The following is a 24,920-nucleotide window of genomic DNA, read 5'->3' on the forward strand; positions in this document are numbered from 1 at the left end:
TACCCTATCTTTTTTGAGGCGATTTGTCTAGAATTGCCTCCCTGTCTGTTTTTCAGGCAACCTGTCACCCCGTCAGGAACGAACAGGAGAAAAATAATCGCCAGTTAAGAAAAATATGAGCTATCTCAGTACCAATACAATTATTCCTGAAGCCAAGCTAACCAGATATTTGCTAGTATGGAAACCAAAAGATGATAAGTCTGGGTTTTTAGCTCAAGCCGGATACACTCTTGATAACTGGCAAGAGCTTGAACGGGACTTAAAAAACTTGCTGACGAATGAAGCGACATTAGATCGAGAAACTTCTTTTGGCAATATCTATAAAATTGAAGGAGTTTTAGTTGGCTCTAATGGAGTTAGTCTTCAAGTAGCAACTTTCTGGATCGTAGATTCATTTTCTAATGAGACAAGATTTGTTACTCTTTTACCCAATTAACTAATCAGAGGTAAATTATGGAATTTGAAATGTTTTCAGAAGTGAGTTTAAAAGAAGATATGGCTGAATACGATTTGCCCAAAGGAACTCAGGCCATTATAGTAGATTATTGTCCTAGACCGGCAGGAACCGAAGCGGGGTATGTTTTAGAGGTATTGAATGAAGAAGGTAAGGCTTTTACAGTTATTGCTGTGGCCGCTTCAAAAATTGAACCAATCGCGGTAAGTATGCCTTACTAGAATACAGATTCACTAGATTCACTAATCGAATGATAGTTTCCGTTTGTACGTTCGATTGCCTGGAAGTGAGAAACCGGCTTTCTTTCTACTCATCTACCGTGCGGTGCTTGATTGAGCAGAAAAGGCCGGTTTCTTAATAAAGGTCGCGCTTTACCAAAGTTAAATTAAGTGCAGATTAATGTGGGTTTGAAGTTGCAATGGCACTGAAATTAAAGGAGTTTTAGACAATTTTATCTACCTCTGATTGCTTGCTCTGCGGCTTGTTCAAAATTATCGCATTTGTTAGTCAATGTTTGAATAATACTCACAAAGTAATTGACATCGATCAAACTAATTTCAGCATTGTGCATAATTGAATAAACCTCTCTTCCACCAATCTCTTCAATTGCCCAGAATCCAATCTTAAATTGACTGTTTTCTTTGAGGAGAAATGAAGAAAGTTGATGAGGAATGTAATCAAAACTATCAAATTTTACTCCACTTGGACAGGAAAATTCTAAAGTTGTATTGTATCTTAATATGAATACTGTCTGTGTAGTTCCAGAGTCCATGTTAAATCTTATCACAGCCTTGCTGGTATTGATTTCATAAATTCTCCAGCCAACTCGATTGCAATAATTGATGATGGTTGACTGAAAATTATTAGACGAAAACAAGTCTTTATCAATTGCCATCTGTTCCTCGTAAAATACCTATCTTTACAAGATCATAAAAAAGGTTTGGTTGGCTTGCATCAACCCAACGTACAAGAGCTTTGATAACGCTTTGTTTGGGTAGTGCGAGCTTGCCATCAGAAAAAACCAACACTTATCGATCTTTATTTTTTGCCTGAAGGCTTCGCTCTCAGACAACTTGAAAACACGCCCTACAACTGCTATGTACTAGAGCTTATCCATACTTTTGCTGAAGCTTGTTATAAAAATATTCCAGTGTCTGTCCAAAGTCATCGACCGTTTGATACTTATCAATGTCTAAATGCTCTTTGTTCCCTTTATAAGTTGCGGTTAAAGTTAACCCATTTGAGTGCTGATGGATGTGCAAATCAGTAATGCCAGGATACTTGTTTTTTTTAAGTAACCACAAAGAACCTGCTTTGCCTTTATCTATAAGTTCAGCCATTCTACTTCTCCTTCTATAAACTTCCGGTAATGTCTAAATTTTTCTTAGATAGCAACTGGGTTTCAAATTCCCATTACAGGGCAAAATTTCAAGTATTTAAGCCTTATTTTACGCTTTAAGGCTTTTCCCACTATCCTAGTATTCTTAGAAATTCAAGGTTTGTCTAGTCCTGAACTGTCCTATTTTGCGTCCAAAGTTATGCTCATTTCACTCAATTGAAATCTACTTTTGTACAAAAGCATCTAAAAATATACTAAAATGTCTAAAACTGTGCCATAATACACAAAATAATCGAACCTACCTAACGCGATGAACCTTAAAGAAATGTTAAATCTAGCGGATAAAATAGTCTTCGAGAAAACCGGCCAACACCTAGACGATTTACAAGAAGCGGTACTCCAAGGAACTCTACAACATGAAACTTATAAGCAAATAGCCAAAGATTTAGATTGTTCTGAAAGTCGTGTTAGAAATGCAGCCTCACAATTATGGCAGCTACTTTCACAAGAATCAGGAGAAGATATAAATAAAAAGAATTTTAGAGCCGCAATTAATAGGTTTCAAGTCTCTAATGTTTCAAACTTTGCACAAAACGTCAATGAACAACACATTAGTGGTAGTTTTAACATCTGTGGAGACTCCAGACACCCCTCAAATATCCCCAACTCAAACCCGTCAACTAAACAAACTTCTAACCCACAACAAACTCAACATCAAGACTTAAGCGAGATGCCAGAATTAGGCACTTTCTACTCCCGCACTCCCGAACTCGACACCCTCACCACCTGTATATTACAACAACAATGCCGGCTAATATCACTCACCGGCATCACCGGCATCGGCAAAACATCCCTAGCAGTAAAACTCGTACAACAAATCAAACAAGAATTTGACTACATCCTTTGGCACACCATAAACCCATCCGACACCCTCAACGAACTTCAATACCAACTCACCCAGCTTTTCACCCCATCAGAAAACATCCCCCTAATTAAATACTTCCAAAAACACCGCAGCTTAATAATCTTAGATGACGTTCACAACCTTTTCAGTACCAGCGAATTATCAGGAAAATACAAACCAGAACAAGAAGAATATCGTTCCTTTTTCAACCAAATACAAAAGTTACCTCATCAAAGTTGCTTTATCTTAATAGGTTGGGAACACCCCAGAGAACTCCCTCAAAACGAAAGCAAAAATACACCCATTCGTACCTTACAACTCACCGGCCTCCCCACCCCCGCCGCACGCCAAATACTCAACGATAAAGGCTTATCACCAATCGACAACTACTAAGCACTAATTAACCTCTATGAAGGCAACCCCTTATGGTTAAAAAGTATTGCCACTCTCATACAAGACTTAGGAGGCTGCGGAACAGAATTATTACCAAATGATACCATATTATTGCCAGAAGATTTGAAAGATATTTTAGAGGAGCAGTGCCATCGTCTATCCGAACTAGAAAAACAAGTTCTCTCTTTGTTGGCGAAAGAAAATGATTCAGTCAACCTGGCAAAGTTATTAGAAAATGGAAAAATTCCCTCATCAAATTTACTAAATGCCCTGCAATCTTTATCTCGGCGCTGCTTGATAAAAAAACAAGCAAATTTTTACACTTTGCCACCTGTACTGAAGGAGTATATCAAAACATTATAACTAAATTATTGGTTAGTTAGAAATCTCATTTTTTTAGCCATTCCCTCAGCTATTGAGCAAAATAGTTGTTTCCCAGCCTACATAACTGATACTCGCTTAGTTACTAATTTATATACCTACAAGGCAACAGCCACCTATATCTATCAATTTATGAATTTATGTGAAGAAGAAAACCTCCATAAGCGGCTTTTACCACCCAGATTTGTTAAGAAACTTAGCTAAATTTTAAGCTTAATTGCAAAATGGCCTAAAAATTTTTCCAAAGAAAACGCCGGTGGTACGATGACACATCAATAGCAAAATATCAAACATAGATAGAAAAAGATGTACAGAAAAAATACCAGTGACTTAGCAACCGCCGTCGTAACCGCAGCCTTGGGAGCCGGCATAGTAACCTCCTTTGCCGTCAATCAAGGACAACATCCCCTCATTGCCCTAGCTATCACCGGCCTTGCCGTAGCAATTACCTTAGTATGTGACAGGGCCGGTTTACTATAAACCTCCGTAGATCACTTTCTCGCACAGAACCGTCAGCCTTAAACCAGTCTTAATAAAAAAACTGTTGGGCGAGCAATCACAGCCCAACAGAATTAACATATATACTTAAATCGGGTATTATGTACGCTCAATCAAAACAAAACAGCGGAACCTCTACTCGCCTCCCATCAGAAAATTAGCGGAAATCAAGAGCGAAACATGGAAAGCCTTGCCTGTGTTCATCTAGCATTAGCCTACGAAGCGCCGGCACCCACCCTGCGCTTCAAAGCTTGGAACATCTTTAAATTTTTCAAAAAACTTCAACCAAAAGCAGTAAGCCTAAAGCCATTGCTTGCTTTGTTATCTCTAAGCATTGCAGCCAGCATTATCACATACGCAGGAAGCGCCCTAGCAGCCCTTCAACGCGGAGATAGTGGCACTCAAGTCACCAGATTGCAAGAAAATTTAAGGGATATAGGCTACTATGACGGCCCACTTACGGAATTTTTTGGCAGCCTCACCGAAGCCGCTATAATCCGCTTTCAGCAAGACAAAGGACTCAATGCCGATGGAGTAGTCGGCCAACAAACCCTAGACGAGATCAACCGCTTACTCGGTAACACACCCACAGCGAGTTTTAATACATCTTCCACCAACAGGACACTCAAGCGAGGCGACAGCGGCAAAGATGTCGAAGAATTACAAAAACTCTTACAAGAGGCCGGTTTATATGATGCCGCAATTACCGGTTTTTATGGCCCCAAAACCGAAGCCGGTGTACTCCGCTATCAGCAAGAGCGTGGACTTAGAGCCACAGGAGAAGCAGACTCAACTACTATAGCCCAACTTCAAGGCTCAAACCCACCCATAACACCCCCCACTACTGAAAGCATCAGTGATAACCCGTTTCCCCGCACCCTCCAGCAAGGGGACACCGGCGCCGACGTAGCCGAACTGCAAAGACTTTTAAAACAATTAAACTACTACACCGCCAGCATCAGCGGCCAATTTGACAGTCGCACAGAAGCCGCCTTAATTCGCTTCCAACGCGACAGAGGAATAGAGCGTGACGGCATTTTTGGCACATCATCTCAAAGAGAACTTCTCACCGCCATTAATTCTTTCCCCGACCGAAAAGACGATCAATTTGGCCAATCACCCTACAGCGTCGCAGACCTGCAAACGCGCCTGAAAAACAAAAACCTATACAGGGGGGCAATTGATAATAACTTCGGGCCAGAAACCAAGCAAGCAGTCCAAAACGCCCAAGAGCGTTATGGTGTCAGCAGCAGCGATATTCGCACTCGTCCCTAAAATAAAATTGTAGGTTGGGTTATTTAACCCAACCTCTCAACTTAAAACCTACGTCAAAGACTCCAAATAATCCCGCACTCGGTTACGGCGTTTTGGCTGGCGCAATTTTTGTAAAGCCTTCGCCTCAATTTGTCGCACTCGCTCCCGCGACAAATCCAACGCCCGACCAATTTCTGCCAAAGAATAAGGATGACCATCCCCCAAACCAAACCGCATCAAAATCACATCACGTTCGCGGCTGGTTAAATCGGCCAAAAGATGCTGTAAATCGCGGTGTAAAGCTTCCCGCATCAGCGTTTCTTCAGGAGAAACATCATCCGTCTCAAGCAAATCACCCAACTCAGTATCTTTTTCGTTACCAACCTTTGTTTCCAGAGAAACCGCACGAGGAACCCGCAATAAAACTTCGCGCACTTGAGCCGGTGTCATTTCCAACTCAGCCGCAATATCCTCCATCGTCGCAGTCCGGCCTTTATCTTGAGAAATTTTACGTTGAGCCTTCTTAATTTTGTTCAGCTTTTCTGTAATATGAACCGGCAGGCGAATTGTGCGACTTTGGGTAGCAATAGCCCGAGTAATACCCTGACGAATCCACCAATAAGCATAGGTACTAAACCTATAACCTCTTGTCGGATCAAACTTCTCAACCGCACGCTCTAAACCCAGGGTTCCTTCTTGAATTAAATCCAACAATTCTAAACCGCGATTTTGATACTTTTTAGCAACCGAAACCACCAAACGGAGATTCGCTTTAATCATGTGATCTTTAGCGCTAATTCCATCCGCTTGTAACTTCTCCAACTCTTCAACTGTCAAACCGGCAATCTCCGCCCAGCGCCGTTTACCCGCAGCTAAACTCGGCTTTAGCTGAGCAACATCAACGCCACCAGCAGCAGCCCAGCGCTCCAAAGAAGGACTCAAACCTAAGTGAGAAGCCAGCCGATCACGAGCCTCCATAAGCCTCACATATAGCTGAATGCAGCCCTCTTCCTCCATTGCGGCTTGATCTCGCAACTCCAGCACCCGCATATAGCGCTGAACCTTTTGTGCTTCCGAGACTTCTTCATCGCGTCCTAATAAACGAACACGACCAATTTCTTGCAGATATAAGCGCACAAGATCAGTGGTTCGGCGGTTAGAAACTTGTCCTCCAATTACCGCCTCAGCACCATCAATTTCCAGCGCAATCAAGTCCGAAGCAATGGGTGCAACATCATCAGCAACGTTCTCCAACTGAATACCCAAGGAGGTATTCAACTGTTCGTCATAGTCTGCATCAGCGTACAAAAAAGTTTGTGGCATAATCGCAATCGAAGGGGTGTGGCTCTGGGTGAGAATAATGACTGGTTAGCTGTCAATAGCCAAGCCTGTAAAAAAGATATTGGCATTCTTATTATTCCCGCAGGCTTAGTAATAACCCACACAATTTATGTGGTTTTAACTAACGGACGGACAATGCAAACAAGTTTCTTGTAATTGTGACTGTTTGACAGCTTCAAAAACTTGAAACTCTAGCAAGACAGCTAATCGAGTCTAAAAATACAACATCCAGTAAAAACACTGGATAAGAAGCAATGACACGATTCGACGTTGATAGGTAGTATAGAGTTTAAACACCAGACTTTGGTGTGACCTCTGTTCACTGCTCAGATAATCTTCATCACCGCTGAGCCGTTATCCTGATCACACCCTCAAATATGCTCCCAAACTCCACTTTCAGCGCCGGCTATACCAAAACTACAAAGCAAGCAACGACAGTGTTTCTAACACTACCCCACCCAGGGCAACTACCAGAAATAATTTTTTGTCTCTCAGCACAAAAAATTAAGTAAATATTAAAGATTTTTCTTCTGAGCTTGTTAGTTTAATTCTGCCCAGGTTTCTAAAAAAGTAGAATTTTAGAACCAAGCAAGCGCAGACGACCTACCCCTTGGCCCTATTACAACTTTAACCTTTACCATCAAAAATCAACAGCGTACTCTGGCTTAGCATCGCGTAACATCAAAGCCGAAACAGCCTCCTGCGGAGTAATTTCTCGAAGCAACAGCCGGTAAACCAAAAAAGAAATCGGCGTATAAATATTGTGTTCTTTCGCTCGTTGAATCAAAACCGGCGTAGTATTCACCCCCTCCGCCGTACCTTCCAACCCCGCCAAAATCTCCTCCAAACTTTTCCCCAACCCCAACTGATACCCCACCTGATAATTACGACTCAGAGGACTATTACAAGTAGCCAGCAAATCCCCCAAACCCGACAACCCATAAAAAGTTTCCGCGTTCGCCCCCCAATTCGTCCCAATCCGAATCATTTCCGTTAAACCCCGCGTCAGCAAGGCTGCTTTGGCATTCGTCCCCAACTCCAAACCATCACACACACCGGCAGCAATTGCCATCACATTTTTAAGAGTCCCCCCCAACTCCACCCCCAAAGGATCAGAATTCGTATAGACACGGAAACTACTCGAAGAAAACACCTCTTGCACCTTCCGTGCAGCATCCATCACCGTACTAGCCACCACAGTCGCCGCCGGCAAACCCTGCTGAATTTCCTTTGATAAATTCGGGCCAGCCAACACAACCACCGGCAACCCCTCAAAAGCAGCCTGCCAAATTTGCGAAGGAGTATTAGTCGTTTCTGGATCTAACCCCTTCGTCGCCGTCACCAAAATGGTTTGCCCCCAAATCTCCCCCAACTGACAAACAACCTCACGCACCCCCTTAACCGAAACCGCAGAAACAATAATCGAAGCCCCCGCCACCACCTCAGAGAGCCTCTCACCACTACGACGAGACCAAAACCGCACCTCATGGCCATTTTTCGCAGCCAGAGTCCCCAAACTCGTACCCCAAGCACCCGCCCCAATCACCACCAGCTTAATTTTTTCCATCAATCCATATCCCTAAAAACAAAAACCGCAGACACCCACAGAAAAAATTGTCTATCGCAGCGCGTTTATCTGCGTTCATCTGCGTTTATCTGCGGTTAAAAAACCTAACCTTTCGGACGCGGAAATCGCTGCATCAAAGCCCGCACTTCCTCAGCATGATAAGAGGATCTTGTCAAGGGTGATGCAACAACTTGTAAAAAACCCAATTCCTCGCCAAACTGACGCCAAGCCTCAAACTGTGCCGGAGTCACATAAGAAGCCACCGGCAAATGTTTAGGAGTAGGTTGCAAATATTGCCCAATCGTCAAAATATCGCAATCAACCGCCCGCAGATCGCGCATCACCTGCTCAACTTCTGCCTCAGTTTCCCCAACCCCAACCATAATCCCAGATTTCGTATAAACCCAAGGAGCCAACTCCTTACACCGAGCCAATAACTCCAAAGTCCGCTCATAACTACCTTGCGGGCGAACGCGGCGATATAGGCGAGGCACAGTTTCCGTATTATGGTTAAGGACTTCTGGTTGAGCGCTGAGGATTTTTTCCAGCGCTTCCCAGTTCCCACACAAATCAGGAATCAAAACTTCAATCGTTGTACTCCCAGAAATCGCCCTAACTTCTTGGATACAGCGGACAAACTGAGAAGCACCGCCATCAGGTAAATCATCCCGGTTCACCGAAGTAATGACCACATGATTTAAGCCCAGGCGCTTTACAGCTTCTGCGAGGCGCAGAGGCTCAGTTGGGTCAAGGGCTTGCGGTTTTTTCTCAAAATCAATATCGCAATAGGGACAAGCTCTTGTACAGGCCGGCCCCATGATTAGAAAGGTAGCCGTACCGGCTTGAAAGCACTCCCCGATATTGGGACAGGAAGCCTCTTCACAAACCGTATTCAGGGCTAAGTCCCTTAGAATTTCTTTAACGTTGCCAACGCGCTCCCATTGAGGAGCTTTCACTCGCAACCAGTCTGGTTTGACAGCCACGCCCTTGTTTCAACCACATTAAATTTAAACTTTTTTTATCCTAACCCAAGATTATGTGCTACTATAGTTGAGCGGTGTTAATCGCTGACCACATCGGGATGTAGCGCAGCTTGGTAGCGCGCTTCGTTCGGGACGAAGAGGCCGCAGGTTCGAATCCTGTCATCCCGATTTTTTTAAAGTTTAAAGTAAGAGCGAGTTGATATATATCTCGCCTCCCCATAAGCATCATTCTTAACCTCACCGCTATTGATCTGATTGACGGTTGGGGGCTTTTTGACTTTTGTGTGAGAGCTTTGGGGTGGTAGAGGCGATTGGCCTCTACTACGAACCTATGGCGAGGAGCGGAGTTTTCTCAATCTTCTTTTGACCCAAAAACCATTTGTAAAATCATGGCCGGTTCACCTTTGCGGTGATATTTGTCGGCCCAGGCGCGAATGATTTCGTCCAATTCTTCGAGTGCATCTTCGACTCGATCAGGAGGTATATCAAGTTCTTCGATAATTCGCATGACTTTGGGACGCCGATCAGCCCAGTGCTGCATCAGGCGAAAGTACCTAGCAGTGTCTTCCACCATGATGTAGGTGCGCTCTTCTTCATTGGAAGGAGAATAGGTCGCTCTCATCAGTGCGTAGAAAGGCATTCCCCAAGGAGAATCAATTCGCTCAACCGTGCCGGCATACATTAAACGGCGTTTGATATGTTCAGCCAGCGCCTCCGAAAGCGGCATTCGCCGTTCTGGAGATAAGTCTTCCTGCGAACGAGCGTGCAGATATTCGATCAGTTCTTGGAACTGGAACGAAGTGATCAGTTGCGCGTCGGGCAGATTTTTAGGCAATTTTTGTTCAATAACGCGCTTTTCTTCAGCCGTCAGGCTGGTACCGGGTATGCGCGGTTTGCCTGGATGCCAGGAATACTGCTCTAACCAAACGTAGGGAAATTGAATTAGATAACGCGGCTCTTGGGAGCCGAGCATTTTCATCAATTTACCTTGGGTCAGAGCTTCTTTGACTTCTTCAACAATGGCCTTTACGCGCTTTGGCTCAATGTGATGCAGGTGTCCTGTCATCCGCAGGTTTTGGCCCTGCTCTAGGTAGGTTTGATAAATCGCGCATTTGGCGGCGGTTGCTGCGGCATCCAGAAAAGCGCCGTGCCGGTGTCCGCTGGTTCTCATGGCACTGAATGCAAGGTAAAACATGATCTGATCCATCGCACTGGCGCTTAGGCGTTTGATCAGAGTTAGGTCGTTGGTCATCACTATCCCTACGATGGTAAATAGAGGAGTTTTCCTATTAGCTTTAGCTACGCTCCTCTATCGGCTGGTTATTGTTGCGTCGGCCCGGTTGGAAACCAAGCCTGTAGGCTTACCCGCTTCTACTAGCGAAATACCTACCGGTAGCATAATCCATACGCCCTTGAGCGCGATAAAACTTATGCTAATTTTGCGGCTTTGATGCCCCCAACCTTCCCCGGCTAATGTCACGCTCCGCAAACAGATGCGCTTTTACGATCCAATTCCAGAGGGCGACATCGGTAAATTTATGTAGCTTGCAACCCATCAAGATTATAAGGACGGCGGTAGCCTCTGCCTGGAAAGAAACTGAGAATGTATTTTCTCAGCTTTTGGGCTTCTCTCTCATGCCTTGGCATTAGACGATTTGCCCTTTCGCGCTCGACAACCAGCACTCTTGGTGGTTCTGTGCCGAGCCGCTGGCCCTGATATAGGGCAGATCGTCTTTGATTTTTTGGTTATTATTTTTAACTATATCAATTTTAACCGCAAAAAATGTCATGGCCAGCGAAATGCCGCAACCGGAAAAAGATTCTTAAAATATTTTCTCGCCTTTTAACATTAAGCAAAATCTTATAGCTTTTCTTTCATATGCGGAATTTCTGCCAATTCTACCCTGGATTTTTGTGCCCTTAACTTTGTGTTACCGTTGGAGTGATAAGACTTTTCCTGGCTGATGTATTTAAAACTTATAACCTTCACTACCTCATTTTCAAATAAGCTTTTTGCGGTAATTAGGTAATTATCCTGAAAATATGGACTATTTTAAATCTTTTTTTGACGAAGCGGTTGTACCGATTGGTGGGCTTCAATATTTATTAAAAGAGAGAAAATATCAATAATTTATGCAAGCCACAAAGCCTTCTAAATTTAAAAAAACCTAGTTAAATAAGGTATTTTACAAGGGCTTTTTTTACCAATAAATTAGGCAGGCTCTAAATCTCTAAAGGTTTGGCTGGTGGAGTAAATATTATCATTCAGTTCTAAAAACCGAGTATGGCGACAAACCGATTTTTTTTGATTTCACTGTTGGAAAAACAGGCAACATAGATGGTCATTTAAACTCTTTAGAGAAAATTACCGGATAAAACTAATATATTTTGATTTTCTCAAAGAATTGGCAGCACACTCCTTACGCCCGCTTCCTCTGTGGGGTTGGCAATTTTCTTGTGCTTGCACCGGCAAGCTGGAACCTTTAGTTTTAGGCGAAGGCTTGTCACCAAAACTGACTTGCTGAGACTCAATAGCGAGGCTAACAATCAGTAAACTTGATAAAAGGATAGAGGCGTAAGTCCGCATGGAAAAAGCCGGTATCAGAGTTTTCTATTCCTGATACGGCTGTTGTGGCCTTCACCCGGATCACTTGTTAACTTTGCTGAGAGTTCATTGGCAAAAATGAGCTTGAGGGAAATCAAAATTGGAAAATACAAGCCGGATAAGGGTTTCAATAGTGGTTGCTAGAAGTCGATAGCTTGTAGTAGCAGCCAGCCGCCGGCGTAATTAAGTCGGCCTTGAACTGTCACCGGCTGACCTGTGGCAAGGTTTTGTAGCTGTTCGTTCACCTCTGGCTGAAGTGTAACCAGTGTCCAAGTTTGCTCTGAGAAAGTAATGGTGTAATGTTGTTCTCCCTGACAAGAGAAAATCCCACAAAAGCAATTTTCTGCTTTTGCTTTTTTGGCTGAGGATGAAAGGGGACAGTTGCCGGTGGGTGGATAAGCATCGGGATGATCCAGATAATAACGCTGCCAGTAAAGCCAGTCTGGGTGATCTGGGGTCAAGTTATAGAGGGGGATAATGGCTGCTGGTGCGATTGGATCTTCTAAGAGTGCTTCTTGTAAAACTCTCACCGGCAAGTCTCGCGGCTGACAATTTTTTTCGATACACAATGCGGCTGCCATTCCGGCTGCTTGACCGATGTTTAAAACTACAGGCTGTAAGCGAGTGGCGCCGTTGGCGATGTGGGAAACGGATATACTTTTTTCGCAGACGAGTAAGCCGTCTATTTCGGAGGGGATGAGGGAACCGTAGGGGATACAAAAAGGTGTACCAGTCCACCGGCCTCCCCAGCGGATAGATTTAGGTTTCACCGGCCAGTCACCGCAGGGATAATGGTGGTCGTTGGGATAGTTACCGATGGCGATACTGGTGATCTGGCCGGTGGTATCTACAGGCAAAGCGGCGACGCGACCTTGTGGTATGGGTAAGATATCTTGTTCGCGGATGGTGACGAGTCCTTTGAGGCGGCGGCTTTCGCGGTAGTAGGGATGGATAGCAAAGGCGCCGGTGGAAATTGGAAATGGGGAATGGGAATTTTTCAGAGGAAAAATATTTTCTGCTAAACCATACCGGCGACCGAGTTGGGTTTGCATAAAGTGGGCAAAACTTTGGCTATGCCAGAGGCATTCTTGGAGAAATTCTTGCCTTGCTGTGGTTGATTGGATGAGGCGATCTATGCCTTCGCCGTAGTCGTTGCCGTGAATTGGCCAGTTAATCATAAAGCGATTACCGGGCAGGCGTCCGTAGTTGAGAAACATTTCCGGGCCGTAGTTGTCCCAGGCGGCGATGAATAAGCTGGGGTTGTAGGTGGGGGGTGGGGGAATTTCTGGGGCTATATCTTGGCCATAGTCTTGCAGGATGACTACCCAGGTGGGTGCTTGGACAGGGTAGTTTTGTGTCCAATGGTTTTGTGTTTGTGGGGCGCTGGGTTCCTTGAATTGGCTTTGAAGTTCCCATCCCCAACGGTGGGGGATTTCGGCTAGGGCAAGAATATCGCCGAGTTCGGTGGCATCAAGGATGATTTTGGCGTGGATGGTGAGTTTTTCAAAGCGGATGCCGGTGATGCGGTTGTTTTGTTTGAGGATTTCTTGGGGGGTTTGGCCGGCTATCCATTTTAGGTTGGGGAGTTGGTTTAGCCAGTTTTGGAAGATTTGGTGGCCGGTGGGAGGGTTGTAGGTGAAGAAGCTAACCCAGGCGTTATCGAGTTGGGTGTTGTGTTGGAGTTCGTTGAGGAATTGACCCCAGAGGCCGGTTTGGAGGGGGGCGAGTTCGTTGCCATCGGGGGCGGATACGCCGGCGCTGGTGAGCATTCCGCCGAGCCAGGGTGTGTCGCCGATGAGGATGGTGTTTGCGCCGCGTCGGGCTGCTTGGATGGCTGCTGCGGTGCCGCCGGTGCCGGTGCCGACAACTAAAATATCTGTGGTGAGTTGGTTCATGGGGGATGGGGGAACTGTCAAGTTTTGCTAATTTATGATAAATTTTTGCCAAATGAGAGGAGTGGTTATAGGGGAGCAATATGAAAGCGCAAGTTTTTCGAGGGGTTAATCAGTTAAGTTACGAAGAGGTGCCGGTGCCGGAGGTGGGGCCGGATGAGGTTTTGGTGCAGGTGCGGGTGGTTGGTTTGTGCCAATCTGATATTAAAAAGATTATGTATCCGCTTTATGAGCCGCCGCGTATTTTTGGGCATGAGACGGCGGGAATTATATCACAAGTTGGATCGGATGTCAAGGGCTGGCAGTCGGGTCAGCGGGTGGTGGTGATGCACCATATTCCTTGTATGCGGTGTGATTATTGCCTGAATGAAAATTTTTCGATGTGTGACACCTATAAAAATGTGACGACGACGGCGGGGTTTGCGCCTAGTGGTGGGGGTTTTGCGGAGTATGTGAAGGTGCCGGGGCATATTGTACGGAATGGTGGGTTGATTCCGATTCCTGATGGGGTGACGTTTGAGCAGGCGAGTTTTGTTGAGCCGACGAACTGTTGTTTAAAGGCGGTGAAAAAGGCTCAGATTGGCCCAGGGCAGACTGTGCTGGTGACGGGTGCGGGGCCGATTGGGTTAATGTTTATTATGTTGGTTAAGTATTTTGGGGCGCGGGCGATTGCGACCGATTTGTTGCCGGCGCGGATTGAGAAGGCGTTGCAGGTGGGTGCGGATGCGGCGTTTGATGCGCGGGATGCTGATTTGCCTAGTAAGATTAGGGATCTGACTGGCGGGTTGGGGGTGCACACGAGTTTGCTGGCGGTGCCGAGTGAGAAGGCGTTTTTTCAGGCGCTTGATTGTACGCGCAAGGGTGGTAAGATTTTGTTTTTTGCTGAGTTTCCTGATGAGGTGGAGATTCCGCTTAATCCGAATGTTTTGTATCGTCGGGAGGTTGATTTGATGGGCAGTTATAGTTCGTCGTTCCGGGTGCAGGCTTTGGCGGCGGATATTGTGTTTAACAAGTGTATTGATGTGGATGCTTTGGTGAGTGATCGTTATAATCTGAGGGATTTGGGGGCTGCGGTTGAGCGGGCGGTGAGGCCGAGTGCTGAGACTTATAAGATTTTGATTTATCCAGAGGGAAAAGTGTAAGATACCTGGAAATTAGGTAAATCAAATGATTTACGGAAATAAAGTGGTGTGGTCAGGAACCTCTGATCTACAGGTGCGTCTCGGATGAATTAGTAATGATTGTAATCGCTGTTGTCAAAAGAGAATTTATGACAGTAGGTGTTAAGATTAACTGGGCAATGCTGGGGAGTACCTAAGTGCAAATAGGGGATAAAAAAATAATTATTCGTCCTGGCAATCAGTCTTTAATTGAGGCTTTGCGGGAGTTTTGGGCTTATCGTGATTTGCTTTATATTCTGGCAGCGCGAGAAGTCAGTGTTCGATATAAGCAAACGGCGATTGGGGTAGCATGGGTGGTGTTGCAGCCGATGTTGACAACACTGATTTTTACTCTGGTGTTTGGCCGGTTTGCGAAAATTCCTTCTGATGGAATTCCCTACACGGTGTTTGCTTATTCAGGCTTAGTTCTGTGGGGTTTACTATCGCAGGGTCTAACCAGGGGAGGGGATAGTATTATTGCCGATGAAAAATTGATTACTAAGGTTTATTTTCCTAGGCTAGTAATTCCATTTGCGGCAGTTGGTTCTGCTTGGATTGATTTTGCCGTGTCTTTGTTTATTTTGCTGCCATTAACTTATTTATTTGGGCTAAGACCGACTGTTAGCTTATTGTTAATTCCTGTTTTGATGATTTTGGTGATGATTTTGGCAGCAGGAATGGGAACATTACTGGCAAGTTTGAATGTCCGATATAGAGATTTTCGCTATGTGATGCCTTTTTTAATTCAGATTTGGCTGTATGCTTCTCCTATAGTCTATCCTGTGAGTATTGTGCCTGAATCAGCAAGGTTATGGTACTATTTGAATCCGATGGCAGGATTAATTGAAGCGTTTAGGTATGCTGTTACTGGACAAGGAGGCTTTAGTTGGCTGGGGTTGGGAATTTCTGCATTGATTTCGCTAATATTGTTTAGCTTAGGTTTTAGTGTATTTCGGCAAGTTGAGCGCAGTTTTGCAGACTTTATTTAGGGAGTAAAATGAAGCCAATTATCTCTGTTAGAGACTTAGGAAAAATGTACCGCATTCGTTCGGTAGAAAAAAAGCGATACCGAACGCTGCGGGATGATTTGGCTGAAACGTTTAAAAACCTTGTGCATGGCAAATTTGGTGATTCAAAATCTGAAGAGTTTTGGGCGTTAAAAGATATTAATTTTGATATTTACCCAGGCGAAGTGGTTGGAGTTATTGGTAGAAATGGTGCTGGCAAGAGTACGCTACTGAAAATTTTGTCACGGATTACGCCACCAACACATGGGGAAGCGGTTTTGCGGGGGCGTGTGGGTTCGCTGTTGGAGGTGGGAACAGGTTTTCATCCAGAGTTAACCGGCAGGGAAAACATCTATCTTAGCGGTGCCATTTTGGGAATGAGTCGCGCGGAGATTAAAAAGAAGTTTGATGAGATTGTCGATTTTGCGGAGGTGGAGAAGTTTTTAGATACGCCGGTGAAACGCTATTCATCGGGGATGTATGTAAGGTTGGCGTTTGGGGTAGCTGCACATTTAGAACCGGAAATTTTAGTCGTTGATGAAGTTTTAGCGGTTGGTGACGCTAAATTTCAAAAAAAATGTTTAGGTAGGATGAAAGAATTGGGTGGAGTTGGAAGAACGGTTCTTTTTGTCAGTCATAATATGAGTACAATTCAGTCCTTATGTCATCGCGGTATAGTTTTAGATAGAGGCTACTTATCAGCAGATGAAGTCATCGGATCTGCCATACAATCCTACTTGCGTGATAGTCCTTCTAATTCTTCTTTTACCCGTCCGGCTCAAGCCAATGGTAATCCCACATTAATAGCAGGCGGTATAATTGTTTTAAGTAATAAAAACTTTGATACAGAGGTTAATATTGATTTAGAAATATCTACATCTGAAAAAAAGGAGATTAGTATAGATCTGCGGGTTACGGATAGTTTAGACTGTCCTCTAGGATATGGTTCTTTGGGTTCTTTTAACTCTGGGGATATAGTAAAACTTGAGCCTGGCTCAAACAAGATTTGTCTGAAGTTTTTAGCAAATCACTTTGCTCTAGGTACTTATAGGGTAAGTATAGACTTAACACTTCCTGATGCAGCATACTATGACCGCGCCGAAAGTTGCCTGTTTTTTGAAGTAGTACGCCCCCCTTTAGATGGAGGAGCGAGAGCTTTATCCCAATCATGGGGTTATGGATCGGTGGAAATCCCTTTAATAGTTATTGAACAAAAGCAGTTAAATTCATGCTGAAACATGAAGTTTTAAGTTAATAAATGCCACCCACAGAATTAGATATTTATTATTTTTGGAGGAAGAAATGAAGATTAGTATGGATGACCCGAATAAAAAAAATATTTCTAATAAATTTTTGAGAAGAGTAAAAAGGTATTTTTCTCATAAAAAAACTTCTTTACTAAAAAAATTATTCAGCTATAAGGCTAAACAAGGTAAGCCGATTCGTTATAAATTAGCTGGGCAAAATATCATCTACTTATATCCTGAAGGGCAAATAGCTGAACTACTCTACACTTGTACTTTTGAACAAACTGAGATCCAATTAGTAAGTGCCTATTTGAAAGCTGGTATGAAAGTGGTAGATGTAGGAGCCAATATAGGTTTATACTCAATTTTAGCCTCTAAAATTATTGGAGAAAATGGAAAAATATGGGCCTTTGAGCCATCCTCCGAAACCCATAAGAGACTTATAGCAAACTTGTCTTTAAATCAAGTTTCAGGCGTGGAAGTTATAAAGATGGGTCTCGCTGATGTGGAGGACGTACTCACATTGATGCGTCCTTCAGGCTATAGGGATGGTGATAGATATTTAGTTCCAAAAATATACGATACTACTCATTTCCAGCAAGATTCAGGAGATACAGAAAGTGTACCCGTAATTACTCTAGATAACTATATGATTCAAAACAATACCGAGCTTCCCAAGGTAGACTTGATGAAAATCGATATTGAAGGCGGTGAGTATGCTGTATTTAAAGGTGCACAAAAAGTATTGACAGCAAATCCTAATATTTTAGTAATGTTTGAATGTACTCCTGAAGGATGTCAAAGGGCTGGACATACCCAAGAAAATGTCTTTCAGTTTTTGCGTCAGCTTGGATTTGAAGTGTACTCATGGAACCGCACAGAAGGAAAATGGGATACAAGCGAAGGTTTGTTGCGGTCATCAGGTAATGTGTGGGCTTGTAGAAACAAAGCAATATTACCTCAACCCAGGTAAAAATGGATAAGTATGTACTAAATTAACACTAGGAAATGCCAAGCGTTTAATTATCGTCTGACATTTTTAGAGAATCCCTACCGTTTTTCATCTGAGAACATTTGTTTCAGCGGAGGGAAATTTTCAGGAGTTTTTAGGGAGAATAACATGATGGTAAAAATAGGGAAGATATTGGCGAAGCAATATAGGGACAAAAAAATATATAACAATTTGGTAAGCCGCTTTGGCTCATCTTTTATAAGGCAAATGAATGTTGATGAAAGATATATTTTGTTTGAAATTAGTGCAGCTTTAGATGCTTTGAACGATGAAATCGATATTGTTTATGATATTGGAGCTAATGATGGAGCTTGGTCGGAAGCTTTTGCCCTCTATACCAATCAAAATGTTTATGCTTTTGAACCCTTGCCCAATATGATTTCTCTCCTTAAAAAGCGCAGTCAAAAAATACCTTTGATTCATATTCAGCCTGTGGCTTGTGGCCTGAATAAGGGTAAAAATATAATCAATTCTAATGATTTTTCTCCCAGCAGTTCTTTTCTCTCCATGACAGAATTAACCCTTCAAGAATGGGAATTTACAAAAATATCCCATCCTGTTATGGTAGAAGTAGTAACGCTAGATGATTGGCGAATGCAACACGCTTTACCCTATCCGTCTCTAATTAAAATTGATGTTCAAGGATATGAAAATGAAGTCCTAGAAGGAAGTAGGGAAACATTAATTCACACAAAATATCTGTGGATAGAATTAAATTTTAAAGATTTCTATAAAGGGGGAAGTACCTTTGATAGTGTGTATCGCAAAGCAACAGACCTGGGATTTGAGCTTATAGACTGTGTGGGTCTTGCTCGCAGCCCTAAAACCAATCAACTCTTACACATGGATGGCTTATTTAAGCGAATTAAGTAGGTAAAATAAGCTAAAAAACGAGTTTTTTTAGTATTTAAACTCTTTGTATCACTCCCATAAAAAACTAAAAAATGGTAACATCACCCCGATTCAACTACATCATCACAATTCATAATAAGGCAGAATTAATTGAAAGAGTTATAATGTCTGTCTTGATATGCTGCCGTGAAGGTAGCCATATCTATGCAGTTTTGGACGGGTGTACAGATGCAACTGAAAAAAACATTGATAATATTATCAACACATTTGCTAATGTCCCCATAACAAAAGTCTATACACCTGATGTACACGAAATTCTTTCAATTAATGCTGGGCTACAGGCAGCCAGTCAAGAAGGAGAAGGGTATAATATAATCTTACAGGATGATGTGTTATTAGCCGACTTCATGTTGGAAGAAAAGGTGGCACGACTTTATGAGTGGGCGGGGGGTGACTTGGGATTTGTATCATTTCGCCTGGGCGCGAACTTTACCGAAGATGCTGCTACATCAAATGAGTTAGCACCCTTTACCGATTTTGTAGAAAATGCTTATGGTCATGGATTACCCCATGCAAATGTTTTATTACCAGGCTATATAGCTTACAGAAGCCTACCCATAAAAAGTCCAGTCTGTATTCCGTTTTCCTTAGTTCGCTGTGTTGGACTACTTGAAGAGCGGCTTGCACCTTATATGTATGATGACATAGAGTACGCAGTTCGGTGTATCAGAGCGGGCTATCGTAACGCAGTTTTTCCTTTGCGTTTTTATTCGGATGTTAAATGGGGAACCACAAGAACTAAACCCGATCCGAAAATGACTGAAATACAAAATCGCAATATGGAACTTATTAGAGATTTACATGGTTTAGATATAGCAAACATAGCCGTTAACAAGGAAGACAGTAATATAATAGTTGAACTTCCAAACTTATTTTATGAAAATGAGCAAAGTTATGCTTTAAAAGTATGGGAAGAAAATAAGGAAAAGTATTATATTAATAATTTACCAATGCAGGGAAGAATTAAATTGTATTTGGAAAAACTATGGGCAAAAAATCTTAAATAATATTAGAAACTATCCAGAAATCATTTAGTAAAACAGAAGGTTCAAAAATGTTACCAAAAAATATACAATGTCCAGTTTGTAATGGTCAGAGTAAATTTATTTCTTTATTCAAACGGGAATTTATATTGGATCAGCTAGAACTGTACTATTCTGAAAGACCTCCCGCTGAAATAATATTGAACGATTATGAAATGTTACGGTGTGAAAATTGTAGTCTTGAGTACGCTTTTCCTTTAGAAGCTGGCAGTCAGTCATTTTATCAATGGATTACCAACCATAGTGGATATTATCCCCATCACAGGTGGGAATGGTTTACAGTCATTGAGCAGATGGGAAAAACCTCTTCAGTTACCATAAACCTTTTAGAAATAGGTAGTGGTTCTGGGAAATTTCTGGAAATGGCAACACAAAACCTTCCAAATTTACAAAGAAGTGTTGGGCTAGATACGACGGAGACATCAGTAAAAAGCTGCCTAGATAAAGGTTTAGAAGTGTATCCAGAAACTTTAGAAAATTTTTTGCTTAAAGCTAGTAAAGAATCTCAAGAGAATTTTGATTTTATAGTAGCTTTTCACTGTTTAGAGCATATTAATAACCCTAAAAATTTAATTAAGTGTATGCTTAGGTTACTGAAGCCTAACGGCAGCATTTTTCTCAGCACTCCATATTCCCCTATGTCATTTGAAAATGCTTGGTTCGATCCGTTAAATCACCCACCTCATCACCTGACTCGCTGGAATGCTTCAGCCTACAAAGAACTAGCTAGACAGTTTGGGTTGGAGGTAAAATTATTTATGCCACAAGCTCAGAATTTAATAAACAGGACTTTATACGCTCTCAATCTCGCAGAGAATGGCCCCGCTCACCTGGTTTCCAGGTGGAAAACTGCCTTGTCTGCTTTGCAACATCCCTTGGCAACCTTTAGAGAGTTGCAATACCAAAGCAGACGACAGAAAGTTAATCATCAAATAGCCGGCGATGTCGTGTTAGTTGAGCTAACCCGCTACTGAAGGCTACGGAGTCAATAATTAATATTATAAACTTGAATTATCACTTATATGGCAAATTTGTGGCGTACACGCAAGGGACTGAGCCAATTGAGATTGGCTCTCAGTCGGGTTTTACGGATGATAGCGCTGGATATTATAGTTTTTACTTCCCGATGGCTTGGTTGGTACTCAAGCTTAAAGAGTTTCGCACAAAAATTAAAAATAATCCCAAGCGACACATCATTGTTAAAAGTAACAGCAAATGATTTGATTAAACCAGAAATTTTGACAAGTCCGCCTGGCAGTAGCACCACCCCCATAATTTTTGTTTCTGCCTGTATAGATAAAAATCTATCTGGAGGTTGGCGCTACAGTGGCGGAATAAAAGAGTTAAATTATCTAGTAAAACTCCTGAGAAATCGGGGGTATGAAGCCTACATGGTTACCTATGATGGTAGTTATGAGCCTTGGTTAGTAGAGCATCAACCTCATATTTCATTGGAAAAATTCCGACAAATGCTAAATTTAGCTCAGGATGTTCGTTGCGTCACATCTGTTCCCATCGCCAAAGCCTTTATAAATGAATGCAAACAAATTTACTTATGGGATATGGAATTATCCGAAACTGATAAAGTACAGTTTTATACTTTGGCAGGTCTTTACAGGAAAAAAATTAAGCGAGTTGCTGGCATTTCCCGAACAATACAAGCATGGCACATGGCTCATTTCGAGAAACCCTGTAGTGTTATTCCCAATCTACTTGACGAATCTTTGTGGTATCCTGACGAAGCAAAGCGCCGTCCCAGGCACGTTGGATATATGAATGAGGGTTCTCACACCGACGAGTACATTAATATAATAAAACAAGTCTTTCACTCAGTCGGGCTAGATTTAAAATTAGAGCTAATTAAAGGCTGTGAAGCAGAAGTGCTTTCAGGAATGCAGTCTTGTGAAGTATTTTTAAGCCTGAATATAGGAAAAGACTTTCTTTGGGGAGAGGGCTGTCCTCGAACTACTATAGAGGCTCTATCGACCGGTTGTGTGGTCATAGCTTTTGATATTATTGGGAACAGAGAAACACTCCTGCATAACTTTAATGGTGTTATCGTTTCCCGCTATCGCCCTGATTTAATGGCCGAAGCTTTGATTTCCCTTTATAAAGACCCGAATCAGATTGAGCGTATGCGTAACAATGCACTATCTATGATAAAATTCTGCCATAATTTTGAATCTCGCTGGCCATTAGTGAAAGACTTTCTGGAATTAGAAGAGGCTGCACATAAGCTGAGCATTTACGAAAGTGAGCCAATACCTAAAACTATAGTTTAGTAAAAAAAAATCTAAGTAAAGTTATCTTTAATCTATATAATTATCATTACTCAAATAACAAACTAAAAGAGAACCTAAGTGATGGCATTGAAAACTATTGCTCTTGTTGAAACAATCTGGAACGGACACCACCCAACTTATTTTAAAGTATTGGCCAAAACATTGTTGGAGCTAGGATACAACGTTCTAGCTTTTTGCCCTGCTCCAGAAGAAGTAAACCAATGGATTAACCAGAAATGTTCTAATTTAGCTGATCAATTTTATTCTTTTGAACTAAACGATCCACCCCTAAACCGCTTGGCGCTGGGCAAATTGAGAAAAACATGGGCTGCTATACAGAGATGGCGAAATGCAGGAGAAGCAATCGAGCGATCATATATAAAGATAGGATATTATCCCGATTTAGTCTTTTTTGCCTGTATCGATTATTATTTGGCTTTTTGTGTTACTCACTGGCTAGTTGACCGAATTTTTCACTACAATTGGTCTGGCCTTTATTTTCAACCAAACCATCTACGTTTGAAACTACCTTTTTATCCGCTCAGGCGTGGCCCGTTTAATCCGAGTGCAACACTCAAGTCTGCTCGCTGCCACTTTGTAGCTGTTCTTGATGAGGGTATCGCTCAACAACTACAAAAGAGAATAAATAACCCTGTAGTTATTTTTCCCGATTTCTGCGATGAATCACCCGCAGATGCCAATTATTACCTGCTCCAAGAGATTCGTAAAAAGGCGGGAAACCGAAAGATAATAGGTTTGCTAGGCTATTTGCAAAGACGCAAAGGCATAATGACCCTTATAGAAGTAGCGAAAAAATCATTAGAGGAAGATTGGTTTTTTGTCTTTGCCGGCGAGTTAGACCCAGCAGGATTTACTCCTCAAGATTTTTCTACACTTAATGATTTCATAAATCAAACTCCCTCTAACTGTTTTTTTAGTTTTAATTACATTCCTGATGAATCTAAATTTAACTCTTTAGTAAATGTATGCGATATTTTATTCGCTGCCTATGAATATTATCCTCACAGTAGTAATATTTTAACTAAAGCAGCTTTATTTAAAAAACCAGTAATCGTCAGTAAAAATTTCTGCATGGCAGAAAGAGTGGAAAAGTTTGCTTTGGGTCTTTCGATTGAATCAGGAGATGTTTCTGCCTGTATCAGTGCCTTAAATTTGCTTTTAAATAAAATCGGGGACTTTAAAGAATTAAATAGATGTGAAGAATTTACTGTCTTGCATTCCCAAAAACAGGTTACGAATCAATTCAAATTTCTCCTAGAGGAGGGTAGAAGATGAAGTTAAAAACTCTTCATAAAACTCCCCCCTTAGCCAAGATCGGTACATCTAGCTTGCTTGGTATTTTTTCATTAATTGCTTTCTACGCGAGCATTTTACTTTTGGCGATGCGAATTGCTTCAACTATAGAAAGTGATTCGGAAACAGGAGGAGGCATACTTGGTTCGTCGCTGATGCCTTTTATTATTGCCGTTGGGGCCGAGATTCTGGTGGATAAAAAATTTTGCCAGTTTCTTACTAAAAAAGCAACATTATCTTATTTTGTTGTGTTAGTGTTTTACAGTTTGTGGGGATTGATACAGGGGAATGAGGTTAGCTTTTTAATCGGTGATATAGTAGTTTTGGTGTGGCCTCTAGGGGGTGTAGCACTCTTCCGGCTAATGCTCAAATCAAAAAGGCCAACCTTACACCTTTTTGCTTTTATTTGCCTATTCACCGCAGTGATGAACTATTCTCAGATAGTAACTTTAGAGACACAAATCTCAGAGATACTATCTAGTGGTAGAGTGATTAATAAAGCAGTGTATGCCTGTTCTGGTCTTTTGCTAGTACCTACAGCAATTGCCGTAGGAATTTTATTCAGAAAGGGAGTAGTATATGTAACTTTATTGTTAGCAATGGTTGCGATTCATTTTTATAACATAGTTTTACTTACTGCTACAAGATCAAGCGCCATTACCCTTTTAGTATTAATGCTATTTTCTTCGGTTGGTTTGTCTTATAAAATCAAAAACGGTAGGCTTACGACTAAGCAATCATTTTTATCCATTCTAATAGCTATGCTCGGTGTAATATGCTCATTTTTAATTGTTTTAACACTAATAGGAAATTTATTTGATAATAGTACAAGTTTAATTTCTGACAGAGGAGCAGATGACTATACTACACTCCTGCGTATGTTAGAATTAGCTGATGCTTTGGACAAATTAAATGCTGTTCAGTGGATTTTTGGAGGAGGCTTGGGGTATGCTTTCTATTCAATAGTGGAAAATGTGGGTATGGTCGGAGCCTTACACATCGGAGTATTTACTTTTTTGCTCAAAGGAGGCTTAACTATTTTCCTTCCTATTGCAATTTTTTTATACGTTATACTACCAGCGCTATTCGGGATTGCATGGTTAAATCCTAGCTCACTCGACTCTAATACTCGGACTGCGGCATTAATAGTCCTACCCGGAGTTTTTAGTCTGCTCGTGCTACTTACGTTGTCAGGAGGGTTCAGTACATTTACTTTTTTAGGGGCTGGTTTTGCTCTTGGTGCATTTCTTCACATTCAAGAAGAAGGTTTAGGTAAATTTTTTCCTTCTCCTAGGAACAAAGTTTAAAATTATTAAGTCTAAGTATAGAGGT

The 24,920-nt window shown here is 42.2% G+C and carries 24 protein-coding genes and 1 tRNA gene; 17 read left to right on the forward strand and 8 right to left on the reverse strand.

What is annotated here, in order from left to right; translation table 11 throughout:
• Positions 1–115: 115 nt before the first annotated feature.
• Positions 116–436, forward strand: a complete 321-nt coding sequence (locus NG798_RS09335; protein WP_261222189.1) for a DUF6883 domain-containing protein — start codon at positions 116–118, stop codon at positions 434–436.
• Positions 437–453: 17 nt separating this feature from the next.
• The gene (locus tag NG798_RS09340) at positions 454–675 is read left to right on the forward strand and encodes a DUF4926 domain-containing protein (protein ID WP_261222191.1); all 222 of its coding nucleotides are present in this window, start codon (positions 454–456) and stop codon (positions 673–675) included.
• Positions 676–905: 230 nt separating this feature from the next.
• On the opposite strand, the gene NG798_RS09345 is transcribed toward NG798_RS09340, so the two are convergent.
• Both NG798_RS09345 and NG798_RS09350 read right to left on the reverse strand, forming a co-directional pair.
• Positions 906–1,349: a hypothetical protein gene (locus NG798_RS09345; RefSeq protein ID WP_261222193.1), complete on the reverse strand. Its 444-nt coding sequence runs from the start codon at positions 1,347–1,349 to the stop codon at positions 906–908.
• A 214-nt stretch (positions 1,350–1,563) separates the two neighbouring features.
• Complete coding sequence (locus NG798_RS09350) at positions 1,564–1,794, reverse strand: hypothetical protein (RefSeq protein ID WP_261222195.1); 231 nt, start codon at positions 1,792–1,794, stop codon at positions 1,564–1,566.
• Positions 1,795–2,118: 324 nt separating this feature from the next.
• On the opposite strand from NG798_RS09350, the gene NG798_RS09355 reads away from it, so the two are divergent.
• The 4 genes from NG798_RS09355 to NG798_RS09365 all read left to right on the forward strand — a co-directional run bounded on the left by NG798_RS09355 (position 2,119) and on the right by NG798_RS09365 (position 5,244).
• The gene (locus NG798_RS09355) at positions 2,119–3,090 is read left to right on the forward strand and encodes an ATP-binding protein (protein ID WP_317619571.1); all 972 of its coding nucleotides are present in this window, start codon (positions 2,119–2,121) and stop codon (positions 3,088–3,090) included.
• 123 nt (positions 3,091–3,213) lie between these two features.
• The gene (locus NG798_RS27980; protein WP_317619572.1) at positions 3,214–3,453 is read left to right on the forward strand and encodes a hypothetical protein; all 240 of its coding nucleotides are present in this window, start codon (positions 3,214–3,216) and stop codon (positions 3,451–3,453) included.
• A gap of 324 nt (positions 3,454–3,777) precedes the next feature.
• The gene (locus NG798_RS09360; RefSeq protein ID WP_261222197.1) at positions 3,778–3,951 is read left to right on the forward strand and encodes a hypothetical protein; all 174 of its coding nucleotides are present in this window, start codon (positions 3,778–3,780) and stop codon (positions 3,949–3,951) included.
• Between the two features lie 198 nt (positions 3,952–4,149).
• Complete coding sequence (locus NG798_RS09365; RefSeq protein WP_261222199.1) at positions 4,150–5,244, forward strand: peptidoglycan-binding protein; 1,095 nt, start codon at positions 4,150–4,152, stop codon at positions 5,242–5,244.
• A 48-nt stretch (positions 5,245–5,292) separates the two neighbouring features.
• Here the strand turns inward: NG798_RS09365 and sigC are convergent, their stop codons facing one another.
• From sigC to lipA, 3 genes are all read right to left on the reverse strand, one after another.
• Positions 5,293–6,546 (reverse strand): RNA polymerase sigma factor SigC, encoded by a 1,254-nt coding sequence (gene sigC / locus NG798_RS09370; protein WP_261222200.1) that lies wholly within the window; start codon positions 6,544–6,546, stop codon positions 5,293–5,295.
• A 658-nt stretch (positions 6,547–7,204) separates the two neighbouring features.
• Complete coding sequence (locus NG798_RS09375; protein WP_261222201.1) at positions 7,205–8,131, reverse strand: NAD(P)H-dependent glycerol-3-phosphate dehydrogenase; 927 nt, start codon at positions 8,129–8,131, stop codon at positions 7,205–7,207.
• 104 nt (positions 8,132–8,235) lie between these two features.
• Positions 8,236–9,114, reverse strand: a complete 879-nt coding sequence (gene lipA, locus NG798_RS09380; RefSeq protein ID WP_261222203.1) for a lipoyl synthase — start codon at positions 9,112–9,114, stop codon at positions 8,236–8,238.
• A 94-nt stretch (positions 9,115–9,208) separates the two neighbouring features.
• On the opposite strand from lipA, the gene NG798_RS09385 reads away from it, so the two are divergent.
• A tRNA-Pro gene (locus NG798_RS09385) sits at positions 9,209–9,282 on the forward strand.
• 184 nt (positions 9,283–9,466) lie between these two features.
• On the opposite strand, the gene hetR is transcribed toward NG798_RS09385, so the two are convergent.
• The 3 genes from hetR to NG798_RS09400 form a co-directional block, all read right to left on the reverse strand.
• On the reverse strand, positions 9,467–10,366 hold the full coding sequence (gene hetR, locus NG798_RS09390; protein WP_261222205.1) for a heterocyst differentiation master regulator HetR: 900 nt from the start codon (positions 10,364–10,366) through the stop codon (positions 9,467–9,469).
• A 1,113-nt stretch (positions 10,367–11,479) separates the two neighbouring features.
• Positions 11,480–11,701 (reverse strand): heterocyst-inhibiting protein PatX, encoded by a 222-nt coding sequence (patX, locus tag NG798_RS09395; protein WP_261222207.1) that lies wholly within the window; start codon positions 11,699–11,701, stop codon positions 11,480–11,482.
• 158 nt (positions 11,702–11,859) lie between these two features.
• Positions 11,860–13,614 (reverse strand): FAD-dependent oxidoreductase, encoded by a 1,755-nt coding sequence (locus tag NG798_RS09400; protein WP_261222613.1) that lies wholly within the window; start codon positions 13,612–13,614, stop codon positions 11,860–11,862.
• Positions 13,615–13,694: 80 nt separating this feature from the next.
• Here NG798_RS09400 and NG798_RS09405 point away from each other — a divergent pair, with 80 nt between their 5' ends.
• The 10 genes from NG798_RS09405 (at position 13,695) to NG798_RS09450 (ending at position 24,895) form a co-directional block, all read left to right on the forward strand.
• Positions 13,695–14,753 carry a zinc-dependent dehydrogenase gene (locus NG798_RS09405; RefSeq protein ID WP_261222209.1) on the forward strand — a complete coding sequence of 353 codons (1,059 nt, stop codon included), beginning with the start codon at positions 13,695–13,697 and terminating at the stop codon, positions 14,751–14,753.
• 176 nt (positions 14,754–14,929) lie between these two features.
• The gene (locus tag NG798_RS09410) at positions 14,930–15,760 is read left to right on the forward strand and encodes an ABC transporter permease (RefSeq protein ID WP_261222211.1); all 831 of its coding nucleotides are present in this window, start codon (positions 14,930–14,932) and stop codon (positions 15,758–15,760) included.
• Positions 15,761–15,768: 8 nt separating this feature from the next.
• On the forward strand, positions 15,769–17,013 hold the full coding sequence (locus NG798_RS09415) for an ABC transporter ATP-binding protein (protein ID WP_261222213.1): 1,245 nt from the start codon (positions 15,769–15,771) through the stop codon (positions 17,011–17,013).
• A 79-nt stretch (positions 17,014–17,092) separates the two neighbouring features.
• Positions 17,093–17,998 carry an FkbM family methyltransferase gene (locus NG798_RS09420; RefSeq protein WP_261222214.1) on the forward strand — a complete coding sequence of 302 codons (906 nt, stop codon included), beginning with the start codon at positions 17,093–17,095 and terminating at the stop codon, positions 17,996–17,998.
• 147 nt (positions 17,999–18,145) lie between these two features.
• Positions 18,146–18,910 (forward strand): FkbM family methyltransferase, encoded by a 765-nt coding sequence (locus NG798_RS09425; protein ID WP_261222216.1) that lies wholly within the window; start codon positions 18,146–18,148, stop codon positions 18,908–18,910.
• Between the two features lie 71 nt (positions 18,911–18,981).
• Positions 18,982–19,956 (forward strand): glycosyltransferase family 2 protein, encoded by a 975-nt coding sequence (locus NG798_RS09430; RefSeq protein ID WP_261222217.1) that lies wholly within the window; start codon positions 18,982–18,984, stop codon positions 19,954–19,956.
• Between the two features lie 47 nt (positions 19,957–20,003).
• On the forward strand, positions 20,004–20,966 hold the full coding sequence (locus NG798_RS09435) for a class I SAM-dependent methyltransferase (RefSeq protein WP_261222218.1): 963 nt from the start codon (positions 20,004–20,006) through the stop codon (positions 20,964–20,966).
• A 117-nt stretch (positions 20,967–21,083) separates the two neighbouring features.
• Positions 21,084–22,274 carry a glycosyltransferase gene (locus NG798_RS09440; protein WP_261222219.1) on the forward strand — a complete coding sequence of 397 codons (1,191 nt, stop codon included), beginning with the start codon at positions 21,084–21,086 and terminating at the stop codon, positions 22,272–22,274.
• Between the two features lie 81 nt (positions 22,275–22,355).
• The gene (locus NG798_RS09445; protein ID WP_261222221.1) at positions 22,356–23,570 is read left to right on the forward strand and encodes a glycosyltransferase; all 1,215 of its coding nucleotides are present in this window, start codon (positions 22,356–22,358) and stop codon (positions 23,568–23,570) included.
• Positions 23,567–24,895: a hypothetical protein gene (locus tag NG798_RS09450; protein ID WP_261222222.1), complete on the forward strand. Its 1,329-nt coding sequence runs from the start codon at positions 23,567–23,569 to the stop codon at positions 24,893–24,895. Before NG798_RS09445 ends, NG798_RS09450 begins: the two co-directional genes overlap by 4 nt.
• Positions 24,896–24,920: the final 25 nt, after the last annotated feature.

This window comes from Ancylothrix sp. D3o (genome assembly GCF_025370775.1).
GTDB lineage: Bacteria > Cyanobacteriota > Cyanobacteriia > Cyanobacteriales > Oscillatoriaceae > Ancylothrix.

What these genes read in the sequence shown, in the direction of transcription:
- NG798_RS09350 (WP_261222195.1), bottom strand. Translation starts at nt 1,794, where the DNA reads ATGGCTGAACTTATAGATAAAGGCAAAGCAGGTTCTTTGTGGTTACTT.
- NG798_RS09445 (WP_261222221.1), top strand. Translation starts at nt 22,356, where the DNA reads ATGGCATTGAAAACTATTGCTCTTGTTGAAACAATCTGGAACGGACAC.
- NG798_RS09430 (WP_261222217.1), top strand. Translation starts at nt 18,982, where the DNA reads ATGGTAACATCACCCCGATTCAACTACATCATCACAATTCATAATAAG.
- NG798_RS09420 (WP_261222214.1), top strand. Translation starts at nt 17,093, where the DNA reads ATGGATGACCCGAATAAAAAAAATATTTCTAATAAATTTTTGAGAAGA.
- hetR (WP_261222205.1), bottom strand. Translation starts at nt 10,366, where the DNA reads ATGACCAACGACCTAACTCTGATCAAACGCCTAAGCGCCAGTGCGATG.
- NG798_RS09375 (WP_261222201.1), bottom strand. Translation starts at nt 8,131, where the DNA reads ATGGAAAAAATTAAGCTGGTGGTGATTGGGGCGGGTGCTTGGGGTACG.
- NG798_RS09345 (WP_261222193.1), bottom strand. Translation starts at nt 1,349, where the DNA reads ATGGCAATTGATAAAGACTTGTTTTCGTCTAATAATTTTCAGTCAACC.
- NG798_RS09450 (WP_261222222.1), top strand. Translation starts at nt 23,567, where the DNA reads ATGAAGTTAAAAACTCTTCATAAAACTCCCCCCTTAGCCAAGATCGGT.
- NG798_RS09440 (WP_261222219.1), top strand. Translation starts at nt 21,084, where the DNA reads ATGATAGCGCTGGATATTATAGTTTTTACTTCCCGATGGCTTGGTTGG.
- NG798_RS09400 (WP_261222613.1), bottom strand. Translation starts at nt 13,614, where the DNA reads ATGAACCAACTCACCACAGATATTTTAGTTGTCGGCACCGGCACCGGC.
- NG798_RS09415 (WP_261222213.1), top strand. Translation starts at nt 15,769, where the DNA reads ATGAAGCCAATTATCTCTGTTAGAGACTTAGGAAAAATGTACCGCATT.
- NG798_RS09405 (WP_261222209.1), top strand. Translation starts at nt 13,695, where the DNA reads ATGAAAGCGCAAGTTTTTCGAGGGGTTAATCAGTTAAGTTACGAAGAG.
- NG798_RS09355 (WP_317619571.1), top strand. Translation starts at nt 2,119, where the DNA reads ATGTTAAATCTAGCGGATAAAATAGTCTTCGAGAAAACCGGCCAACAC.
- NG798_RS09360 (WP_261222197.1), top strand. Translation starts at nt 3,778, where the DNA reads ATGTACAGAAAAAATACCAGTGACTTAGCAACCGCCGTCGTAACCGCA.
- NG798_RS09435 (WP_261222218.1), top strand. Translation starts at nt 20,004, where the DNA reads ATGTTACCAAAAAATATACAATGTCCAGTTTGTAATGGTCAGAGTAAA.
- NG798_RS09335 (WP_261222189.1), top strand. Translation starts at nt 116, where the DNA reads ATGAGCTATCTCAGTACCAATACAATTATTCCTGAAGCCAAGCTAACC.
- NG798_RS09365 (WP_261222199.1), top strand. Translation starts at nt 4,150, where the DNA reads ATGGAAAGCCTTGCCTGTGTTCATCTAGCATTAGCCTACGAAGCGCCG.
- sigC (WP_261222200.1), bottom strand. Translation starts at nt 6,546, where the DNA reads ATGCCACAAACTTTTTTGTACGCTGATGCAGACTATGACGAACAGTTG.
- NG798_RS09340 (WP_261222191.1), top strand. Translation starts at nt 454, where the DNA reads ATGGAATTTGAAATGTTTTCAGAAGTGAGTTTAAAAGAAGATATGGCT.
- NG798_RS09425 (WP_261222216.1), top strand. Translation starts at nt 18,146, where the DNA reads ATGATGGTAAAAATAGGGAAGATATTGGCGAAGCAATATAGGGACAAA.
- patX (WP_261222207.1), bottom strand. Translation starts at nt 11,701, where the DNA reads ATGCGGACTTACGCCTCTATCCTTTTATCAAGTTTACTGATTGTTAGC.